This is a genomic window from uncultured Brevundimonas sp. (assembly GCF_963975535.1).
Lineage (GTDB): Bacteria > Pseudomonadota > Alphaproteobacteria > Caulobacterales > Caulobacteraceae > Brevundimonas.
This window is the reverse complement of record NZ_CAXBHE010000005.1, coordinates 59,323-77,871: the sequence shown is the minus strand read 5'-3', so window position 1 is coordinate 77,871 and position 18,549 is coordinate 59,323. Positions and strand designations below refer to the sequence as shown.

At 68.4% G+C, this 18,549-nt stretch carries 17 protein-coding genes and 1 tRNA gene; 8 read left to right on the top strand and 10 right to left on the bottom strand.

The window, feature by feature from the left end:
- Window positions 1-18: 18 nt before the first annotated feature.
- The gene (locus AACZ75_RS08500; protein ID WP_339872415.1) at window positions 19-723 is read right to left on the bottom strand and encodes a Crp/Fnr family transcriptional regulator; all 705 of its coding nucleotides are present in this window, start codon (window positions 721-723) and stop codon (window positions 19-21) included.
- Between the two features lie 316 nt (window positions 724-1,039).
- Between AACZ75_RS08500 and AACZ75_RS08495 the strand changes: the two genes are divergently transcribed.
- Window positions 1,040-1,183 (top strand): hypothetical protein, encoded by a 144-nt coding sequence (locus AACZ75_RS08495; RefSeq protein WP_339872414.1) that lies wholly within the window; start codon window positions 1,040-1,042, stop codon window positions 1,181-1,183.
- Between the two features lie 446 nt (window positions 1,184-1,629).
- On the top strand, window positions 1,630-5,265 hold the full coding sequence (locus tag AACZ75_RS08490; RefSeq protein WP_339872413.1) for an autotransporter domain-containing protein: 3,636 nt from the start codon (window positions 1,630-1,632) through the stop codon (window positions 5,263-5,265).
- Window positions 5,266-5,521: 256 nt separating this feature from the next.
- Here the strand turns inward: AACZ75_RS08490 and AACZ75_RS08485 are convergent.
- From AACZ75_RS08485 to hemC, 3 genes are all read right to left on the bottom strand, one after another.
- Window positions 5,522-5,597 (bottom strand) — tRNA-Thr (locus tag AACZ75_RS08485).
- A gap of 41 nt (window positions 5,598-5,638) precedes the next feature.
- Window positions 5,639-6,340, bottom strand: a complete 702-nt coding sequence (locus AACZ75_RS08480) for a uroporphyrinogen-III synthase (RefSeq protein ID WP_339872412.1) — start codon at window positions 6,338-6,340, stop codon at window positions 5,639-5,641.
- A 2-nt stretch (window positions 6,341-6,342) separates the two neighbouring features.
- Entirely contained in the window at window positions 6,343-7,293 is a 951-nt protein-coding gene (gene hemC, locus AACZ75_RS08475) for a hydroxymethylbilane synthase (RefSeq protein WP_339872411.1), read from the bottom strand.
- A 41-nt stretch (window positions 7,294-7,334) separates the two neighbouring features.
- Between hemC and tsaD the strand changes: the two genes are divergently transcribed.
- The 3 genes from tsaD to AACZ75_RS08460 are packed head-to-tail and all read left to right on the top strand — an operon-like array spanning window position 7,335 to window position 9,867.
- Window positions 7,335-8,480 carry a tRNA (adenosine(37)-N6)-threonylcarbamoyltransferase complex transferase subunit TsaD gene (gene tsaD / locus AACZ75_RS08470; RefSeq protein WP_339872409.1) on the top strand — a complete coding sequence of 382 codons (1,146 nt, stop codon included), beginning with the start codon at window positions 7,335-7,337 and terminating at the stop codon, window positions 8,478-8,480.
- A gap of 11 nt (window positions 8,481-8,491) precedes the next feature.
- Window positions 8,492-9,490: an NAD(P)H-dependent glycerol-3-phosphate dehydrogenase gene (locus tag AACZ75_RS08465; RefSeq protein WP_339872408.1), complete on the top strand. Its 999-nt coding sequence runs from the start codon at window positions 8,492-8,494 to the stop codon at window positions 9,488-9,490.
- Window positions 9,490-9,867, top strand: coding sequence for a Rieske (2Fe-2S) protein (locus AACZ75_RS08460; protein WP_339872407.1), 378 nt, complete (start codon window positions 9,490-9,492; stop codon window positions 9,865-9,867). The genes AACZ75_RS08465 and AACZ75_RS08460 overlap by 1 nt, the downstream gene beginning before the upstream one ends.
- 10 nt (window positions 9,868-9,877) lie before the next feature.
- Here the strand turns inward: AACZ75_RS08460 and AACZ75_RS08455 are convergent, their stop codons facing one another.
- The 5 genes from AACZ75_RS08455 to AACZ75_RS08435 all read right to left on the bottom strand — a co-directional run bounded on the left by AACZ75_RS08455 (window position 9,878) and on the right by AACZ75_RS08435 (window position 14,579).
- A complete protein-coding gene (locus AACZ75_RS08455; RefSeq protein ID WP_339872405.1) occupies window positions 9,878-10,381 on the bottom strand; it encodes a phasin family protein in 504 nt (167 codons plus the stop codon).
- Window positions 10,382-10,430: 49 nt separating this feature from the next.
- Window positions 10,431-11,180, bottom strand: a complete 750-nt coding sequence (locus AACZ75_RS08450; protein WP_339872404.1) for a creatininase family protein — start codon at window positions 11,178-11,180, stop codon at window positions 10,431-10,433.
- An 83-nt stretch (window positions 11,181-11,263) separates the two neighbouring features.
- On the bottom strand, window positions 11,264-11,863 hold the full coding sequence (locus tag AACZ75_RS08445; protein ID WP_339872403.1) for a TetR/AcrR family transcriptional regulator: 600 nt from the start codon (window positions 11,861-11,863) through the stop codon (window positions 11,264-11,266).
- Window positions 11,863-13,461 (bottom strand): DHA2 family efflux MFS transporter permease subunit, encoded by a 1,599-nt coding sequence (locus tag AACZ75_RS08440; protein ID WP_339872402.1) that lies wholly within the window; start codon window positions 13,459-13,461, stop codon window positions 11,863-11,865. The genes AACZ75_RS08445 and AACZ75_RS08440 overlap by 1 nt, the downstream gene beginning before the upstream one ends.
- The gene (locus AACZ75_RS08435) at window positions 13,458-14,579 is read right to left on the bottom strand and encodes an HlyD family secretion protein (protein WP_339872400.1); all 1,122 of its coding nucleotides are present in this window, start codon (window positions 14,577-14,579) and stop codon (window positions 13,458-13,460) included. Before AACZ75_RS08435 ends, AACZ75_RS08440 begins: the two co-directional genes overlap by 4 nt.
- Before the next feature lie 165 nt (window positions 14,580-14,744).
- Between AACZ75_RS08435 and nth the strand changes: the two genes are divergently transcribed.
- The 3 genes from nth (at window position 14,745) to AACZ75_RS08420 (ending at window position 17,628) form a co-directional block, all read left to right on the top strand.
- On the top strand, window positions 14,745-15,458 hold the full coding sequence (nth, locus tag AACZ75_RS08430) for an endonuclease III (protein ID WP_339872399.1): 714 nt from the start codon (window positions 14,745-14,747) through the stop codon (window positions 15,456-15,458).
- Window positions 15,459-15,644: 186 nt separating this feature from the next.
- Window positions 15,645-16,259 carry a sensor histidine kinase gene (locus tag AACZ75_RS08425; RefSeq protein ID WP_339872398.1) on the top strand — a complete coding sequence of 205 codons (615 nt, stop codon included), beginning with the start codon at window positions 15,645-15,647 and terminating at the stop codon, window positions 16,257-16,259.
- 70 nt (window positions 16,260-16,329) lie between these two features.
- Entirely contained in the window at window positions 16,330-17,628 is a 1,299-nt protein-coding gene (locus tag AACZ75_RS08420) for a M20/M25/M40 family metallo-hydrolase (protein ID WP_339872397.1), read from the top strand.
- Here AACZ75_RS08420 and AACZ75_RS08415 read toward each other — a convergent pair.
- Window positions 17,625-18,494, bottom strand: a complete 870-nt coding sequence (locus AACZ75_RS08415) for a transporter (protein WP_339872396.1) — start codon at window positions 18,492-18,494, stop codon at window positions 17,625-17,627. The genes AACZ75_RS08420 and AACZ75_RS08415 overlap by 4 nt on opposite strands.
- Window positions 18,495-18,549: the final 55 nt, after the last annotated feature.

Here is an 18,549-nt window from a genome sequence, read left to right as displayed (position 1 = left end):
GGGAAGGTCGCTGCGCGACTAGTCATGGCGGTCAACCAGGCCCAGGGCGTCGGAGCGATTACGGATGACCGCGTAGCATTCGCATGCCTCGGTCTCAAGGCCGGCCGGATCCAGAATCGTCACCTGGCCCCGGCTGTAGCCGATCAGGCCCTTTTGCTTGAGCCGGTTGGCCACGCCGCTGATCGTCGTGCGCTGGACCCCGACCATGACCGCCAGATAGGTCTGGGTCAGGGGGAACTCCGTCGCGCCGATGCGATCCATGGTCATCAGCAGCCAGCGCGCCAGCCGGGCCGGAGCCTCATGCAGGGCGTTACAGGCCACGCCCTGTCCGGCCTCGACCTGGCTCGCCTGGAGCCGCTGAAGCAACAGGTTCAGCAGGGCGGGACTGGCCAGCGCCCGCGTTTTCAGGACGTCGGCGGGCACGGTGATCAGCCCGCCGGCGATCTGGGCGAACAGGCGCTCGGTCGAGACCTCGCCGGTCAGGCAGGCCAGCCCCCCGCCGAACCCTTCGGTTCCGAGCGTGGAGACCTCGCACTGACGTCCGTCCAGCAGAACGATGACGCTCGACAGGATGGCGGTGCTGGGAAAATAGACCTGGGTGACCCGCGTGTTTTCGGGGATCAGAACCTGTCCCCGCGCCACGAGAACCTCGCGCAGATGCGGTCGCAGGGCGACGATATCTTCTTCCCTTATGGATGAAAGTACGCGGTTTCGGAAACGCACGATGAATGGGCCCCATCGAAGAGACCGTTGGAACTACAAGAATTCGATATTCAGGAACAGAGATACTTTTGTCGAATTAGAATCCGACGAATAAATACGATAGCCGACACGAACATTTATTTACCCGACACCATATGTCAGCTTCCCAACATTTGCATCAACTTTGCAGCGGTTATGCTGATCGGGCGCGGGCGCGGGGGCAGGCGGGCATGACGGCCGCGGTTCGGCCTCCGGGCTGACAGAATAGGCGGCGGGACCTCAACACCCCCGGACACCGCAAACTGCGGGATCAGCGCAAGGTCGGTGCCGTGATGTATTGGCAGGATATTCTGCCCTGGACCTGTTCCAGGAAACGCTCGACGGTATTGAATCCGTCATCGCGCGGCGGGGTGCCGATTCCAACGGCCACACCTATGCCTATCTGATGCCGTCGAAAATTCCGCAGAGCATCAACGTCTGAGTTGCCGCGGAACGACCCGGGCCCCGGGTCGGGCGCGTCGGCGGAGGCGGACGGACCCCTCCCCCCGCTGTGCCCTCTGACCGGCGGGCTGAGGGTCGTTCGGCCCGGCGATCTGGACGCCGATAAAGCCTGGGCGGCGTCCGATCAGTAAATCCGGCCTTCGCGGTCTGTGAATCCGGATGTCGATCGGGCGACCAGGCGTGAATTACTGACGCTGCCGGGTGGGTGTGGGAGTCGAATTGTCAGATTGATGGCTGATTTTGCTCGTCAAAAGCCCGTCGGCCGGTCATAGATACCGAAACTATCTGAAGCGAACTTTCGTCAAGCAATGCCCGGGGTGGTCTGTCCCCGCCTGTACATCAATAGAGTGCATTTCTTCTGTCGTCGGGACGGGAGGGCGGTATTCCCACTCCCCGGTCGCGTCGATGCTTATCGTGAACTCCTGCTTGCGGGCCCTTCGCCTCCTCGGTCTGGCGACGCTGTTCGGTGCGGTCGGGGCCGGCAACGCCCTGGCCGGGATTGAACAGCTCGGCATTGATCCGCGCGGTCGATCCGACCTGTCCCTGGACAGTCCGTTTCGCTGCTATGCGGACGACAACCTCGAGAACGGTCGACCCTACGGTCCCCACCCCCTCGACGTCGCCTATGAGACGGCGCGGCTGAAGGCCGTCGCCAGTTCCGCGGACGTCACCGCCGCCCGGGCGGCCCTGGTCGTGGCCAAGGCAAATCTCGACGCCTCGGTCACCGTCACCAAGACCTATACGACCGAGGATGTCCTCAAATGGTACGCCTATGTCGCGGTCCTCGAGGCGGTGAGGGATGTCACGGAACGGGCCTACCAGGGCGGTCTTGTCCTGCTGGCCCCGGACAGGGGCGTCACCTGGTCCGATCTGGTGAACCATCCCGACGCGGCCATTCGCAGCTTTGCCGCGGAATACGTGGACAATCTGTCCGGCAGCATCGGCTTCTCGCTCACCGGGGGCGTCCCGTTCGGGCTGGACCAGATCCTGAAAGAGGTCCTGAAGGCCTCGCTGCTGGAGAAGCTCAAATCCTACCGCGACGCCGCATTGAGCGTCCATAACGATGCGGTCGCCAGCGGCGCGCCCAGCCTGTTTGCGGAAACCCGCTTCCCGTCGCCGGAGGCGCTGGTGGCCTACAATGACGCCAAGCTGGCCGTTGAGACCGCCGTGGCCCAATCCACGGTCGACGGCCAGGCCGCGTTTGAGGCCCAGCAGGCCGCCCAGAACGCCCCCTCCGATCTGCCCGCCTGCGACTCCGGCGAGCTGAAACTGCTGCTGGCACAGGCCTTCTGCCCGCCGTTCGACAATCCGATTACAGCCGAGGAAGAGGCCGGCACGCCCGGAATCACCGCACGGTTCAACGCCAAGGTCGCCGAGATCCGCGCTCTGGCGTGCGGTTTCCAGATCACCTCCGGCGGCGGCCGTTCCGATGTCTTCGTCAGCGTGCCGGAAAATGAGACGACGATCATGACCCTGGTCGCGGACGATCCGGGTCTGGCAACGCCGACGGTGACCTTTGCCATCACGGGCGGCGCGGATCAGGCGCTGTTCGCCCTGGGGCAGCAGACCGGGGCGCTGACGTTCCGGGTCGGTCGCGACTTTGAAAACCTCGCCGACAGCGACCGAGACAATCGCTATGAGGTCGTTGTCACGGCCTTTGACAGCCAGGGTCGCTCGGCGGTTCAGGCCGTTTATGTCAGCGTGACCGACGTCGAGGACGAGAGTTCGGTGCCCCCGCCCGCGGTGGCGTCCCTTTCTCCTGCAAGCGGTTCGGCCGAGGGCGGGTCGACGGTGACCCTGACAGGCGCGAACTTCTCGGGTGCGACCGGCGTCAGCTTCGGCGGGACCGCGGCGACCAGCTTCAACGTTGACAGCGCCACATCGATGACGGCCATCGTTCCGGCGCATGCTGCGGGCGCGGTGGACGTGTCGGTCACCACCCCCGCTGGAACCAGTGACACCGCCGGCGCAGGCGACGACTTCACCTATCTGGGTGTTTCGGGCATCGCGCCGTTCCAACTGCCGTCAGGCAGGGTGGGCACGGCCTACAGCGCGACCCTGACGGCTATCGGCTGTGTCGGTCCATGCACTTTTGCGGTCACGGGCGGCCCGCTTCCGACCGGGATATCCCTGTCTTCCGCGGGCGTGCTCTCGGGCACCCCGACGGCGGGTGGCCCCTTTGAAATCGGGGTGACCGCGACCGATGCCGGGGCCGGCAATGTGACCGCCAGCCACCGGTACAGGCTGGTCATCGGGGAAGCGACCGTGACCTCGACCTCGACCCTGGTGGCGGCCCAGCGCGGCTTTGCCTACAGCCAGACCCTGGTCGGCTCGGGCGGCACGGGTCCCTACACGTTCGTCCTGCAGACCGGCCCGCTGCCGGCCGGGATCACCCTGTCTTCGGCGGGTCTGGTCTCGGGGACCCCGACGGTGATCGGTACCTTCCCCATCGTGGTGCGGGTGACCGATTCCTCGACGGGTTCGGGGCCGTTCTTCTCCGACGTCAGCCTGACGCTGGAGGTCAATGCCGCAGTCATCACCATCTCCCCGACCGCCTTGCCGGACGTGATGGCCGGTGTGCCCTATGACCGCCTGCTCAGCGCCTCGGGGGGCTCGGGAACCTACACCTATGCTGTCATCTCGGGCGCGCTGCCGACCGGCATCACACTGTCTTCGGCGGGTCGCATCAGCGGCAAGTCCGATCAGGTGGGTGATGCCAACTTTACGGTCTCTGCCACCGACTCCTTCGGCAACAGCGGGTCTGCGGCGCTGCGCCTGTCGATCCTTGCCCGCCCTGATCCCTCGCAGGATCCGGACGTGCGTGGTCTGGATGCGGCCCAGGCCGAGGCGACCCGTCGTCTGACCGGCACGCAGATGGAAAACTTCAGCCGTCGTCTCGAGCAACTCAACTCCGGCACCGGGGATCAGCCCGTGAGCCTGGGCCTGACTCTGAACTCGGGTCTGACCCGGTTGGGCCAGGAGCCCGATCAGCGGCCCCCCTTCGGTGGCAGGCAGATGTTCGGCCAAAGCCAGGTCGATCTCGACCGGGCCGAGCTGAACGCCCTGCTGCTGTCCAGCGCGGGCGACTCGCCCGACCGGAAGCGCGCATCCCCGGGCGGCGGCTCGGACCCTGCTTATGGTACAGGCTTCGGCGTTGGCTCCGACACGGATGTCAGTCCCGGTGCCGGTCGTCGTGCCGCCGGCCAAACCGATGGTGGGTTGCTGCCGTCAGGCGGACCGCGGTTCTGGACTGGCGGTGCGATTACCCTCGGTGAACGGGACGCCACCACCAATCAGGCCAGGTTCTCGGTCCGCTCGTCCGGTGTGAGCCTGGGTGTCGATTTTCCGGTCTCGCCGCGGTTCGACCTGGGTGTCGGCGGCGGCTTCGGCCGGGAAAGCGCCAACGTAGGCAGGCGTGACTCCAGCGTCGATACCTCCAATTTCGTGGGTGTGGTCTACGGCAGCTGGCGGCCCCGGGACGGTGTCCATTTCGACGCCATGATGGGGTACGGCACGCACAGGATCGACCTCCGGCGCAGGGTCAGCATCGATGACAGTCTGGTCTCGGGCCAACGGGATGGCGTGGCTCTGTTCGGTTCCATCGGGGTGGGTATCGACAAGGCGTTCTCCGGCGGCCGGATCAGCAGCTACGGTCGGGTTGAATCAACGAACGCCGAGCTGGACGCCTATACCGAGACCGGTTCGGCACTCTGGGCCCTCAGCTACGCCAAGCGCGACGTTGAGTCCCTGCAGGGGGTGCTTGGTGTCGGGTTCGCCGTGACCCACCTGAAACGCGACAGCGCCTGGACACCCAGCTTGCGCCTTGAGTACCGGCACGAGCTCGCCGATGGCGGAACCCAGAACCTCCAGTATGCCGACTGGCTTGCTGGGCCGACCTACCAGATAAGGTCTGCCGGGTGGGACAGGGGCGAGATCAAATTGGGTCTCGGGCTGCGGATGGCCACTGCGAGCGGCTGGACCGCATCGAGCGAACTGGGTGGGCAGTTCAGCGCCGGACAGAGGCTGGGAACCCTGCGACTGGTCCTGTCCAGGAAGTTCTAGGATCGACAGCGCCAACGATGCTCGGCCGGGAGAGGCCGCCGCCGGTGTTGTTGTCGGGTGGCCGATCCCCGTTCCGGCAGGGGGCCGGAGAGCCTCGCCTCCCGCCTGCCCTGGCCGCGCCGAGAGACGAGTCTTGCCTGTCCAGACTGTTCCTTCCAGCTGAGCGCCAGCCGCGCAGGACCCAGACAGCCCTTCGCGGCCGGGGCCCTTCCGCCGCTCGCCTGCCGACTTCCTGCCTAGAGTGCCATTGGAGTGGTGGTGCCGCTTAGGTGACTCGAACACCTGACCCCCGCATTACGAATGCGATGCTCTACCAGCTGAGCTAAAGCGGCCTCTGTGCGCGGACGACGGGGCCCGGCGCGAGGAGCGCTGTTTATACGGGCCGGACGGGGTTGCCAAGCGCCGCGAGCAGGGAGTCTTCGGTCGGGCGGCGCGCGATGCGGATTTCGGCGAAGCCGGCACCTTCCAGCGGCGCGGCGGCGGCGGGTGAAATCGCCACCAGCAGGCGGCTGCCGACGTCGGCAGCGGCCAGGCGGGCGGCCAGGACCCGGGCGGCGCGGGGAGAATGCACCAGAACGGCGTCGAAGGCTCCGGGCGGGGCGAGATCCGTCTCCAGCGCCGCATACAGGGGCAGGGCGCGGACCTCGACCCGACCCGTCAGGGCCGCGGTCAGGTCGCCGGCCGGGTCGCGCGGCCCGGGGGCCAGGATCAGGCCCCCGTCGGCGGGCCAGGCGGCGGCGATCAGGGCGACGAGGTCATCCAGCGCCCCGTCGGCGGAGTGCACCCGGGTGAAGCCGCGGGCCCGGGCCGCCTCGGCGGTGGCGTCGCCGACGGTGAAGACCGGCCAGTCGCGACGCGGCGTCCGGTCGGCGAAGGCGGCGACGCCGTTGCGGCTGGTGAAGGCCAGGCCGGCCACACCGGTCAGGTCGAGCGGTGTATCGAGCGGGACCAGGGCCAGGGCCGGCGCGACGACCGGGGTGAAGCCGCGCGCGCTCAGGGCGGCGGCGGTGCGCTCGGCCCCCGGCCGGGCCCGGGTGATCCAGACGCGGGGGCCGGACCCGTCCGTCCGGGCCATGGTCAGAGATCGATCCGCTGGTCGCCGGCGGCGTCGTGGATCTGGCGGCCGACGGCCAGGCCCATGGCGTGGGCGGCCGAGACAGCATCGGCGGCGGTGATGTCGCCCAGGTCGCCCGAGCGCCGCCAGCGGGCCGTGCCGTCGGGGCTGAGCAGTTCGGCGCTCAGCAGCAGCCGGCCGTCGGCCCGGGTGGCGTGGGCTCCGATGGCCGAGCGGCACGAGCCTTCCAGCGCCGTCATGGCCCCGCGCTCGGCGGCCACGGCCAGGGCGGTCAGCGGGTGGTCGAGGGCCGCGACCCAGGCGGCCCCGGTTTCGCCGGCGCGGGTCTGCAGGGCCAGGGCCCCCTGGCCCGGAGCCGGCAGGAACTGGTCGAGGGACAGCCGCTCGCGGATCACGTCGGCCCGGCCGAGCCGGTTGAGGCCGGCGGTGGCCAGCAGGATGGCGTCGAAATCGCCGTCGGCCAGACGCCGCAGCCGGGTATCGACATTGCCGCGCAGCATCTCGATCCGAAGGTCCGGGCGCAGGGCCAGGGCCTGGGCCTGGCGGCGCAGGCTGGCGGTGCCCAGCCGGGCTCCCTGCGGCAGGTCGGCGAAGCTGGCGAAGGCCGTGCTGATGAAGGCGTCGCGCGCATCCTCACGCTGGGGCACGGCAGCGATGCACAGGCCGGGCGGCTGTTCGGCCGGGACATCCTTCATCGAATGGACGGCGACGTCGACGCGGCCGTCGATCAGGGCCTCCTCGATCTCCTTGGTGAACAGGGCCTTGCCGCCGATCTCGAGCAGGCGGCGGTCCTGGATTCGATCGCCGGTAGTGACGATCTCGACGAGAGGAACTGCGGTGGCGACCTCGTCGTCGGGCACGCCCATGGCGGCGGCGATGGCGCGCTGCATTATGCCCGACTGGGTCAGGGCCAGGGCGGAACGTCGGGTGCCGATACGGATCGGGAAGGTCATGAGGCGTTGCGCACAGGAGTGGGGGTCGTTAGCTGGACCCGATGAACAGGGTCGCGGACTACAGCAGCGGAACAGGTCGGGCAACCGGACCGGTGCGGGCGCTCACCGTGCTGGGACTGGAAACCAGCTGTGACGAGACCGCCGCCGCCGTGGTGCGGCTGGATCCGGACGGCACGGCCACCGTCCTGTCGTCGATGGTGCACAGCCAGATCGACGACCATGCGGCCTTCGGCGGGGTGGTGCCCGAGATCGCCGCGCGCAGCCATGTCGAGATGATCGCCGGTGTGACGGCACGGGCCATGGCCGAGGCGGGCCTGGGCTATGAGGGCCTCGACGGCGTCGCGGCCACGGCCGGGCCCGGCCTGGTCGGCGGCGTGATGGTCGGCCTGGGGTTCGGCAAGGCGGTGGCCCTGGCGCGCGGCGTGCCGCTGGTGGCGGTCAATCATCTGGAAGGCCATGCGGTGTCGGCGCGGCTGGGGCGCAACCTCGCCTATCCCTTCCTGCTGCTGCTGGCGTCGGGGGGACACTGTCAGCTGCTGGAGGTGCGCGGCATCGGCGACATGAGCCGGCTGGGCTCCACCATCGACGACGCCGCCGGCGAGGCCTTCGACAAGATCGCCAAGGCGCTGGGGCTCGGCTATCCGGGCGGTCCGGCGTTGGAGCGGCTGGCCGAGGCCGGCGACGGCAGCCGCTATGATCTGCCGCGGGCCCTGCTGGGCCGCAAGGACTGCGACTTCTCGTTTTCCGGACTGAAGACGGCGGCCTCGCGGCTGGCCCGGACCTGCGAGACCGATCAGGACCGGGCCGATCTGGCTGATGCGGTGCAGAGCGCCATCGCCCGCCAGCTGGCCGAACGCTCGCACCGGGCCATGCACGACTGGATCGACAGCCACGGCACCGCGGCGACCCGGCCGATGTTCGTGGTCGCCGGGGGCGTGGCGGCCAACCGGACCGTGCGGGCCGTGCTGGAAGCGACGGCGGCGAAGAACGGCTTTGATTTTCTGGCCCCGCCGATGGCCTATTGCACCGACAATGCGGCGATGATCGCCCTGGCCGGGGCGGAACGCCTGCAGCAGGGTCTCGTTTCGGATATCGATACGGCGGCGCGCCCACGATGGCCGCTGGATGAAAACAAGGCGCTCAGCGACCCGATGCACAAGCCGGGTCGCAAGGGGGCCAAGGCCTAGGGAAACGACCGATGGAATTTCGTACCGCAGGGGTGATCGGGGCCGGTGCCTGGGGCACCGCCCTGGCCCAGGTGACCGGCTGGGCCGGGCTGGACACGCTGTTGCACGCGCGCGAGTCCGAAGTCGTGGACAGCATCCGGGACCACCAGATCAATGAGGCCTTCCTGCCCGGCGTTACGCTGGACGAGCAGGTGAAGGTGACCGGTGAGCTGGCCGACCTCGGGGCCTGCGACGTGATCCTGGCCGTACCGCCGGCGCAGTATATGCGCGCCACCCTGGCGGCCTTCGCCCCTTTCCATCGGGCCGGCGTGCCGGTGGTGCTGTGCGCCAAGGGCATCGAGCGCGGCTCGCTGAAATTGATGACCGAGGTCCTGGCCGAGACCCTGCCGAACGCGCCGGCGGCGGTGCTGTCCGGTCCCAGTTTCGCCGGTGAGGTGGCGCGCGGCCTGCCCAGCGCCGTCACCCTGGCCTGCGCCGATGAGGCCCTGGGCCAGACGCTGATGGTGGCCCTGTCGGCCCCGACCTTCCGGCCCTATCTGGCCACCGACCTGATCGGGGCCGAGGTCGGCGGGGCGATCAAGAACGTGCTGGCCATCGCCTGCGGCATCAGCGAGGGCCGGGGTCTGGGGCGCAGTGCCCACGCGGCCCTGATCACCCGCGGCTTTGCCGAGATGACCCGTCTGGGCGTGGCCATGGGGGGGCGGCCGGAGACGGTGGCCGGTCTGTGTGGCCTCGGTGATCTGGTGCTGACCTGTTCCAGCCCGCAGTCGCGCAACATGAGCCTGGGTCTGGCCCTTGGTCAGGGCCAGAGTGTCGATCAGGCGCTGGCCGGCAAGCGGTCGGTGGCCGAGGGCTATGAGAGCGCGCCGGCCGTGCGCCAGCTGGCGGCGAAGCTGGGGGTGGAGATGCCGATCTCGGAAGCGGTCGCCGCCCTGCTGAACGGAGAGACCACGGTCGATGCGATGATCGGAAACCTGCTGTCGCGCCCCCTGAAGGTCGAGCGGCACTGATGGATGACGCGATACCGACCGAGCGCCAACGCGTCTGGAAGACGCCGCCCGGCGTGACCCTGTGTGCCGAGACGGACATCGTCGATCCCGGCTCGCGCGGATTCGTGCTGCAGATCGGCGAGGCGTATTTCCACGGCTTCGTCGTGCGCAGGCAGGGTCAGGTGGCCGGCTATGTCGACCGCTGCCCGCACCAGGGTCATCCGCTGGCGATTGAACTGGACCGCTATCTGACGCCGGACGGCGAGCTGATCCTGTGCGGCTGGCACGGGGCGGTGTTCACGCCCCTGACCGGGGCCTGCGTCGGCGGCCCCTGCGCCGGGGCGAAATTGACGCCGTGGCCGGTGGTGGCCGACGGTGGTGTCATCCGGACGGCGTGACGGGGCCGGTCTAGCGCTTCAGCCGTTTGGCATTGGCGACGGCGGTCCGGTGGATCGGGTCCAGCGCTTGGGCCTGGGCCTTCAGCAGTTCGGTATTGAGGGTCAGCATCTGGCCGGTCGCCCGCCCCCACCAGCCGACCGCATAGTTGTACTGCAGGGTGGCGAGGGTCGCCGGGTCGCCGGCGCTGGCCATGGCCGAGGCCGCGCGGCTGGCCAGGTGCATCTCATTGGCGGCGGATCGGGCCATCCGGTCGGACAGGTCGCCGAAATTGCGGGTCACGGTGGACGCCGAGGCCGACATGGCAGCGACCTTTTCCGAACTCATCAGAGCCATTTCCACGAGGTCGGTCTTGCCCGGATTGGCCAGGCCGGCGGCCATGATCTCCAGGCGGGCCGAGATGACCTCGCCGGAGGCCTGCAGCATCTCGCCGCCGGCGACGGCTGTATCGGCAGCGGACTGGTTGTTGCGGGCCAGGCGTCGGCCGTTGCGGGCCGCCTTCTTGATATGGGTCATGGCCGAGCCTTGGGCCGCATTCGGTCCGGGGGCAAGTCCCGGGAAACCCCTAGGGCAGAACTTCGGCCGAGAAGTCGGCCACGTCCTTGAGCAGGGCGGTGACGGAGGCATCGATGATGCGCTGACCCTTTTCCGGGCTGGCCTGGGCCGGATCCGAACCGATGCGGCCATCCGGGAAGCGGGCCCGGTAATCCAGCGCGTCGCGGATCGGGCCGACCGGCGCGATCTTCGGTGCATAGTCGGCGGTCTTGATCCGGTCCGGATAGGCCGCCTGGGTCACGGCGATCTCGGACGGGGTGGCGTGCATGCCGTGGCCGGTCGGGAAGATGGAACTGCACAGGGCGTGGACGCCCGGCAGGTCCCACCAGTTCTTCAGCTTGAGCACGAACGGCGGCTGCTCCTCGACGAAGCTCCATTCGGCATAGATCTCGGCAAAGGTCGCCTCGATGGTGGCGACATTGCCGCCGTGGCCGTTGAGGAAATAGATCCGCTCGAAGCCGTGGCGGCTGAGCGAGGAGACCCAGTCGGTGATGGCGGCCATGAAGGTCGAGGGACGCAGGGAGATGGTGCCGGCGAAGGCGAGGTGATGCTGGGCCATGCCGATGTTGAAGGTCGGGGCCACGATCAGGTTGTCATCGGTCTTCTCGGCGGCGTTGGCGATGATCTCGGGGCACAGCCAGTCGGTGCCGAGCAGACCGGTCGGGCCGTGCTGCTCATTGGAGCCGATCGGCACCACAATCGTCTTGGTCGTCTTCAGACGGGCATCGATTTCGGGCCAGGACGACAGATGGATGAGCATGGTCGGGAACTCCGGTACAGGGGACTGGCCCGCCTCCTACGCCGATCCGGGACTGTCGCCAATCCGCAACGGGCCGGATCCGGTCAGTCGGGGAGGAAGGCGCGGATGAAGCGGCGCGCGGTTTCGCGGGCCCGTTCGGGGATTTGGTCCGCGCCCGGATGATGAACCCCGAGCAGGGTGCGCAGGTGGCTGTGGCCCAGCGCCATGCCGGAGAAGATCTCGGCGGCGTGGTCCGGATCGGGCACGGACAGCAGGCCGCGCCGGTCCTGCTCGCCCAGCCAGGCGGACAGACGGCGCAGGCTCTCACCGGGACCGCCGTCATAGATGGCGGCGGCGATGTCCGGGGCCTCCGGCGAGACCATGGCGAGGCCGCGCAGCGAGGCTCCGGCCTCACCGTGGACGATCTTCTCCAGCAGGGCGATGGCATAGGCCGTCAGCACCGTCTGCGGGTCGCCTTCGGAGCGCAGCGGGGCGGTCACGGCGTCGGACCGCCGTGCGGCCAGGGCCCGACCGATGTCCAGCTTGGAGGCGAAGCGGTTGTAGAGGGTCTGTTTCGATACCCCGGCGCGGCGGGCGATCTCGTCCATGGTCGCGGCCGCTCCCTTTTCGGCGAACAGCTCCGTGGCGGCGTCGAGGATGGCCTCGCTCTTGCGGGGGTCGATCTGGCCGACGGCGCGGGACATCAGTGGGCCTCCAGAGGCGGTGCGCCCGGGGTCGTCTTCACGGGGCGGGCGAACAGGGTGACGACCGCGGCGACGGCGCAGGCCATGGCCAGCATGGCGAAGGCGTCACCGAACGCAAGGATGGTGGCCTGGCGCTGCAGCATGCCCCAGACCGCCTTCAGTGCCGCCCCCTCGGGGTCGATCGAGCCGGCGAACCGCTGGCTCATCCCGGCCAGCATGGCCTGCATCTGCACATTGGACTGGCTGATCCGGTCGGTGAGTTCGCCCATGTGCACGGCGGTATTGGTGGTCAGGGAGGTGTTCAGGAAGGCCAGGCCGAAGGCCCCGCCGACGTTGCGCGACAGATTGACCAGACCGGAGGCGTTCTTGACCATATGGTCAGGCAGGGTCGACATCGTCACCTGCTGGGCGGCGATCATGGCCAGCATGACTCCGGCCCCGCGCATCGCCTGGACCCCGGCGAACTCCCAATAGCCCCATTCCGACGTCAGGGCCCGGGCGTCCCACATGCCCCAGGCGCACATGACGAAACCGACGAACATCAGCAGGCGCAGGTCCAGCTTGCGTACCAGCCGTCCGGCGAAGGGGGCGGTGGCGAACATGGCAAGACCCGAGACCACCATGGTGGTGCCGACCTCAGAGGGCGAATAATCGAGCACCCGCCCAAGGAACAGCGGCAGCAGGAAGGTGCCGCCGAACAGGGCCGCGCCGACGATGAAGGTCATGATGAAGCCGACCGTGAAATTGCGGTTGGCGAAGGCGCGCAGTTCGACGATCGGATTGAAATAGGTCAGCGAACGCCAGATGAAGGCCGGCCCGGAAATGGCGGCGACGACGGCCAGGGCGAGGATGACGGTGTCAGCGAACCAGTCCTTCTTCGACCCTTCCTCCAGCACGAACTGCATACTCATCAGGAACACCGCCATCAGGCCGAGTCCGAACCAGTCGAACCCCCTGGACAGTGACGGATCGCCCTTGTCGAAATCGGCGAAGCGACCGACCAGGAACAGCACCAGCAGACCCGGGATCACATTGATGAAGAACAGCCAGCGCCAGCTGAGCCATTCGGTCAGGTGACCGCCCAGGGTCGGGCCGACGGTCGGGGCCAGGGTCACGATCAGCCCCATGACCACACTGGCCGTGACCCGCTTGTCGGGCGGGAAGGCGGTGAAGGCCACGGCGAAGACGGTCGGGATCATGGCCCCGCCGACGAAGCCCTGCAGCGCCCGGAACAGGATCATCATGTCGATCGAGGTCGACAGGCCTGTGGCCACGCTCATCAGCAGGAAGCCGGTACAGGAGACCAGGAACACCTTCTGCGTCCCCCACAGGCGTGACAGATAGCCCGACAGCGGGATCATCACGACCTCGGGGATCAGATAGGCGGTCTGGATCCAGCTGATCTCGTCGGCCGAGGCCCCGATCCCGGCCTGGATCTGCGGCAGCGAGGCGGCCACGATCTGGATGTCGAGAATGGCCATGAACTGGCCGATCACCATCCCGGCAAAGCCGAGCAGCAGGAAGGTCCAGTTGATCTCGGGCGCGGCCGTTTCAGGCTGGGGGGCAAGGGCGGAGCCGTCGGTGACGGCCGCGCTCATTCGGGACGGGCCGGACCGGTCGCGACCTCGGCCAGGCGCGGATCGTCACCGCCGACCTGGGCGAAGCTGGGCCCGCCGGCGCTCTTGAGGTCGACGCGAACCTCGACCGACAGGCCGGGACGCAGGGCCGCGGTTCCGTGTTCGCTCCGGGCGACGACGATGCGCACCGGGACCCGCTGGGTGATCTTGGTGAAATTGCCCGTGGCGTTCTCGACCGGGATCAGGGCGAATTCCGAACCGGTCGCGGGGGCGAAACTGTCGATCCGGCCGCGAACGGGCCGACCGGGAAAGGCGTCGGCGGTGATTTCGACGGTCTGGCCCAGACGCAAATGGTCCAGCTGGGTTTCCTTGAAATTGGCCACGACGAAGGTATCGCCCAGCGGCACGATCGACAGCAGCTGGGCCCCCGGATTGACGTACTGGCCGGCGCGCACGCCCCGGGCCCCGACGACGCCGGCGACGGGCGCGCGGATGATGGTGCGGTCTAGGGCGGTGCGCGCCTGATCGACGGCGGCGCGCGCCTGCTGGACCGCGGCGACACTCTGTTCGCGGGTCGAGCCCAGTACGGCGGCGGCGCGCTGTTCGGCGACGAGGGCGGCCTGGGCCTGGGCGACCGCGGCCTGGGCCGTGGCGGCCCCCGCCTGTTCAGTCTGGATGCGCTGCTGCGAGACCCAGCCCTGTTCGGCCAGCCGGCCGTAGCGGTCGACCTGGGCATGGGCCAGGCCGGCCTGGGCCCGGGCCTGGTCCACCCCGGCGGCCCGCGCGGCGATCATCGCCTGTTCCTGGGCGGCGCGGGCATCGACATTGCCGACGGCGGCGATCAGGGCCTGCAGATTGGCCTCGGCCTCGGCCAATTTGGCGCGGGCGTCGGCGTCATCGAGGCGGACCAGAATCTGGCCGGGCTCGACGCGCTGGTTGTCGGCGACCAGAACCGCGACGACATAGCCACTGACCTGGGGACTGACGAGGGTGGTGTCGGCCTGGACGAAGGCATTGTCGGTGGTCTCCCAGCGCTGGTTGCCCAGCCACCAGACGGTGCCGCCGATGATGACCGCAAGGCCGACCAAAACGGCGACGATCAGCGGCAAGCGCTGTTTCAAAGTGGCGGAGACGGTCATGGGTAACTCGAACTCAGGGTCTGTGCCGGGGAGGCTGGCCGCTAAAATGGACTACAACGTCCAAAAATCAACAACACCGGATGCGCCGCAGCAAACACGTCGTGTTTCAGTGTTCGTCACTCGGGGCGCTTGACCCGACCGGCGAGGACGGCGAAGGCCTTGTTGATGGCCGTGCCGAAACCTCGTCCTCGCAAGACAGCTCCGCGCGCGCCGGCGTCCGGGGCCGTCGTCTTCCCGCCCGATCCCGACCGGGTCGAGGCCATTTTCGCGCGGCTGGCCGCGATCATGCCCGAGCCGAAGACCGAACTGCATTTCCATGACGCCTATACGCTGACCGTGGCCGTGGCCCTGTCAGCCCAGGCCACCGACGTCGCGGTCAACAAGGCCACGGACAGGCTGTTCGCCGTGGCCGACACCCCGGCGAAGATGCTGGCCCTGGGCGAGGCGGGGCTGACGCCCTTCATCGCCTCGATCGGCCTGTACCGGAACAAGGCGAAAAACGTCATCGCCCTGAGCCGGATCGTGCTGGAGCAGCACGGCGGCAGCGTGCCGTTGAACCGCGCCGACCTGCAGGCCTTGCCGGGAGTCGGGCGCAAGACCGCCAGTGTGGTTCTCAATGAACTGGGCATCGAGCCGGCCATCGCCGTCGACACCCATGTGTTCCGGGTCTCGCACCGTCTGGGCCTGGCCAATGCCGCCACCCCGGACAAGGTCGAGGCCCAGCTGCACCGGATCGTGCCCGAGGCCTATCTGGCCAAGGCCCACCACTGGCTGATCCTGCACGGCCGCTACACCTGCACCGCGCGCAAGCCCAACTGCGGCGGCTGTCCGGTCGCCGACCTGTGTCCGTCGCGGGCGGGGCTGATGATGGCCGGATAAGGTGCCGGCAAACCGGCACCGATTGATCTCTCTCAATGTCGGGGATGGGCGTCCTGTCTAGGATTGCGGGCTCGGATCAGGACGGATCCGCGGGTGCAGCCGGCCATGCCAGACTCCACGCGATCTTCGAAAGACCGGCCACCGGAGGCACCGCCTCCGGCCGGTCCGGACTGTGCCGGACCGTGTGTGTTGCGGGCCGAGACCGACCACCGGGTGGCCAATCATCTGATGATGCTGTCCAGCTACGTGCGCCTGCAGGGTCGCCATATCGCGCGTGACGGCGTGGTGGACCGCGCGGCCGTCAGCCTCTTCGCCCGCAGCGTCGATGCCCAGATCCATGCCATCGCCCGCCTGCACCGCAGGCTGATGACGAATGTGAACGATCAGTCGAGCGATCTGGGCCCCCTTCTGCACGAGGTGGTGGCCTGTTTCGCGATCGATCCGGAAACCTGCGCCGTGGTCGAGGACCTGGACCCGGCCTGTTCGGTGCGAATGGACCAGCTTCTGCCGATCAGCCAGATCGTCAACGAGGCGGTGACCAATTCGCTGAAATATGCATTCCGGGGAACACGACCGGGGCGGTTGACCGTCCGTTGCCTGCCCCTCCCGTCCGGCGATCTGCGGGTCGAGATCGGTGACAACGGCGACGGCCTCCCCGCCGCCCTGCCGGCCGGTACCGACGGTGGGTTCGGCATCGGCCTGATGCGGGACCTGGCCCGGCAGCTGGATGCGTCCCTGGCGTTCGATTCCGGACCTGATGGACTGACTGTACGCCTGACGGTACCGCGAAGCAGCGACTGACGCCACTGCGGGCGGCCTTTACCCGGCGCGTGGTATGGGCAATGCCTTGACCCGGTCCCGGGAGAGTTCGATGCGCCTGATCCTATGTTGCCTGTTGCTGCTGGTGGTGCCCGCCGCAGCCTATGCCCAGGTCAGTATTGCAGAACAGGCCATGGTCCGAACGGTGGCGCAGGAGCGCGATCGCCATATCGCCCTGCTGGAGCGACTGGTGAATCAGAACAGCGGGACGCTGAACCTGGCGGGTGTTCGCGCTGTCGGCACAATGGTCGCGGCCGAGCTTGAGCCCCTGGGCTTTGTCATCCGCTGGGTCGATATGGCCGAATCCGGCCGGGCCGGTCATCTGATCGCCAGCTACCCTGGACCCGGGCGCAATGTCCTGCTGATCGGCCATCTGGATACCGTGTTCGAGGCTGACGGGGCGTTCCAGACATTCCGGCGCGAGGGCAGCCGTGCCATCGGGCCCGGCATCGGTGACGACAAGGGCGGACTGGTGGTGATCATCGCGGCGATGCGGGCCCTGCAGGCAGCAGGTCACCTGGACCGCGCCAATGTCACCATCGTTCTGACCGGGGACGAGGAGCGGGTCGGGATTCCGGCCTCGGTCGCGCGGCGCGACCTGATCGCGGCCGGGAAGGTGGCTGACTATGCGCTGGAATTCGAAAATCTGGCAGTTGAAGGCGGGCTGGAGTTCGGAACCGTCGCCCGGCGCAGCTCGACCAACTGGGCCCTGACCACGACCGGCCGCACCGGTCATTCCAGCGGGGTGTTCAACGAGACCCTGGGCTATGGGGCCATCTATGAAATGGCCCGCATCCTCGACGCCTTTCAGCGCGAACTTCAGGAGCCCAACGCCACCTTCAATGTCGGGGTGATGGCCGGCGGTACCCCGGTGGCAATCGATGCCGAAGGCTTTGGGGTCGTTGCTTCCGGCAAGACCAATATCGTCGCTGAAACCGCCATCGCCCGCGGCGATCTTCGCACCCTGACGCGCGAACAGGATGATCGCGTCCGCGCCGGCATGCAGACGATCGTCGCCGGACACCTGCCCCGAACCGGAGCGACGCTGGAATTCGCCGAGGGCGGCTATCCACCGATGGCGCCGACCGAGGGCAACCGCGCCCTGCTGGCCCGGCTCAATGTCGTCAATCGCGATCTCGGTCTGCCGTTGCTGGCCGAGTTTGATCCCGGCCGACGCGGGGCGGCCGACAGCGGCTTTGTGGCGGCCGATGTCGATACGCTGGGTGGGCTGGGCGTGGCCGGGGGCGGAGCCCATGCCGACGGCGAATGGATCGACCTGGACAGTCTGACCCGCCAGGCCCTGCGCGCGGCGGTGCTGGTGTCGCGGCTCAGCCTGGACGATCCGCGCTAGAGCCGCGCCCGCACTGCGCGGGCGAATCCCATGCCAGCGTCGGGGGCATGGTCCAGATACATGTCGGGCTCGATCAGCTCGGCCTCCATCAGCAGCCAGTTGCCGTCGGCGTCGGGCACCATGTCGATACGGGCATACAACAGGGGCTCGTCGATGGCGGCCAGCACCTGCTTCGCCAGGGCCATGGCTGCGGCCGGCGGGTCGGCCACCGGCGCATAGAGGCCGCCGAACTGGACCTGGATGCGGAAATCGCCGCCGACCGGACGTTTGTTGACCGCATGGCTGAAGACACCGCCGAAGAACAGCAGGGAGGTTTCGCCTGCGGTTTCGATGGTCGGCAGATAGGGCTGGATCATCGCCGAACCCTTCGGAGCCGCGTCGAGCGGCTGGCCCGGTGACAGGCGCAGTGTCCGCCACGCGCCGCCGGAGACGGTCGGCTTGACGATCAGTTGTTCGGCCCCCGTGCTGGTGAAGGCGGCGGCGACCGTGTCGACCGTGACTCCGGCGCTCCAGATCGTCTCGGGAATCGGCACGCCGCGCCCGGCAAGGCGGGCAAGGTAGGTCTTGTCCGAATTCCACGCCAGCACGGGGGCCGGATTGGCCAGGGGCAGGCCGGCCGCCGCCCAGGTCGCGCAGGCCTGGAGCCAGCGCGGGTGATCGCGATGGTAACCCCAGACGATCATCGGCAGGATCAATGGAAATCCGGCCAGGCCGGCAACATCGTCGATGTGCTCGGTCCATGGCGTGGCCACGGCCTCGATCCCTTCCCGCGCCAGGGCCGCCGCCAGCCGGTCGCGCACGCCGGGCCACTGGCTGGCGTAGGAAAGGTCGGCGGGGTCGGGGGTCAGCACGGCAATGCGGGTCATGGAGACCCTCCTGACCCGAAACGGCCCGGGCCCGCAACCGCCCCCACTGGCCAAT

Excerpts from the sequence above, each read along its gene's own strand:
- AACZ75_RS08480 (WP_339872412.1), bottom strand. The coding sequence starts at position 6,340 with ATGGCCCGGACGGACGGGTCCGGCCCCCGCGTCTGGATCACCCGGGCC.
- hemC (WP_339872411.1), bottom strand. The coding sequence starts at position 7,293 with ATGACCTTCCCGATCCGTATCGGCACCCGACGTTCCGCCCTGGCCCTG.
- tsaD (WP_339872409.1), top strand. The coding sequence starts at position 7,335 with ATGAACAGGGTCGCGGACTACAGCAGCGGAACAGGTCGGGCAACCGGA.
- AACZ75_RS08465 (WP_339872408.1), top strand. The coding sequence starts at position 8,492 with ATGGAATTTCGTACCGCAGGGGTGATCGGGGCCGGTGCCTGGGGCACC.
- AACZ75_RS08460 (WP_339872407.1), top strand. The coding sequence starts at position 9,490 with ATGGATGACGCGATACCGACCGAGCGCCAACGCGTCTGGAAGACGCCG.
- AACZ75_RS08455 (WP_339872405.1), bottom strand. The coding sequence starts at position 10,381 with ATGACCCATATCAAGAAGGCGGCCCGCAACGGCCGACGCCTGGCCCGC.
- AACZ75_RS08450 (WP_339872404.1), bottom strand. The coding sequence starts at position 11,180 with ATGCTCATCCATCTGTCGTCCTGGCCCGAAATCGATGCCCGTCTGAAG.
- AACZ75_RS08445 (WP_339872403.1), bottom strand. The coding sequence starts at position 11,863 with ATGTCCCGCGCCGTCGGCCAGATCGACCCCCGCAAGAGCGAGGCCATC.
- AACZ75_RS08440 (WP_339872402.1), bottom strand. The coding sequence starts at position 13,461 with ATGAGCGCGGCCGTCACCGACGGCTCCGCCCTTGCCCCCCAGCCTGAA.
- AACZ75_RS08435 (WP_339872400.1), bottom strand. The coding sequence starts at position 14,579 with ATGACCGTCTCCGCCACTTTGAAACAGCGCTTGCCGCTGATCGTCGCC.
- nth (WP_339872399.1), top strand. The coding sequence starts at position 14,745 with ATGGCCGTGCCGAAACCTCGTCCTCGCAAGACAGCTCCGCGCGCGCCG.
- AACZ75_RS08420 (WP_339872397.1), top strand. The coding sequence starts at position 16,330 with ATGCGCCTGATCCTATGTTGCCTGTTGCTGCTGGTGGTGCCCGCCGCA.
- AACZ75_RS08415 (WP_339872396.1), bottom strand. The coding sequence starts at position 18,494 with ATGACCCGCATTGCCGTGCTGACCCCCGACCCCGCCGACCTTTCCTAC.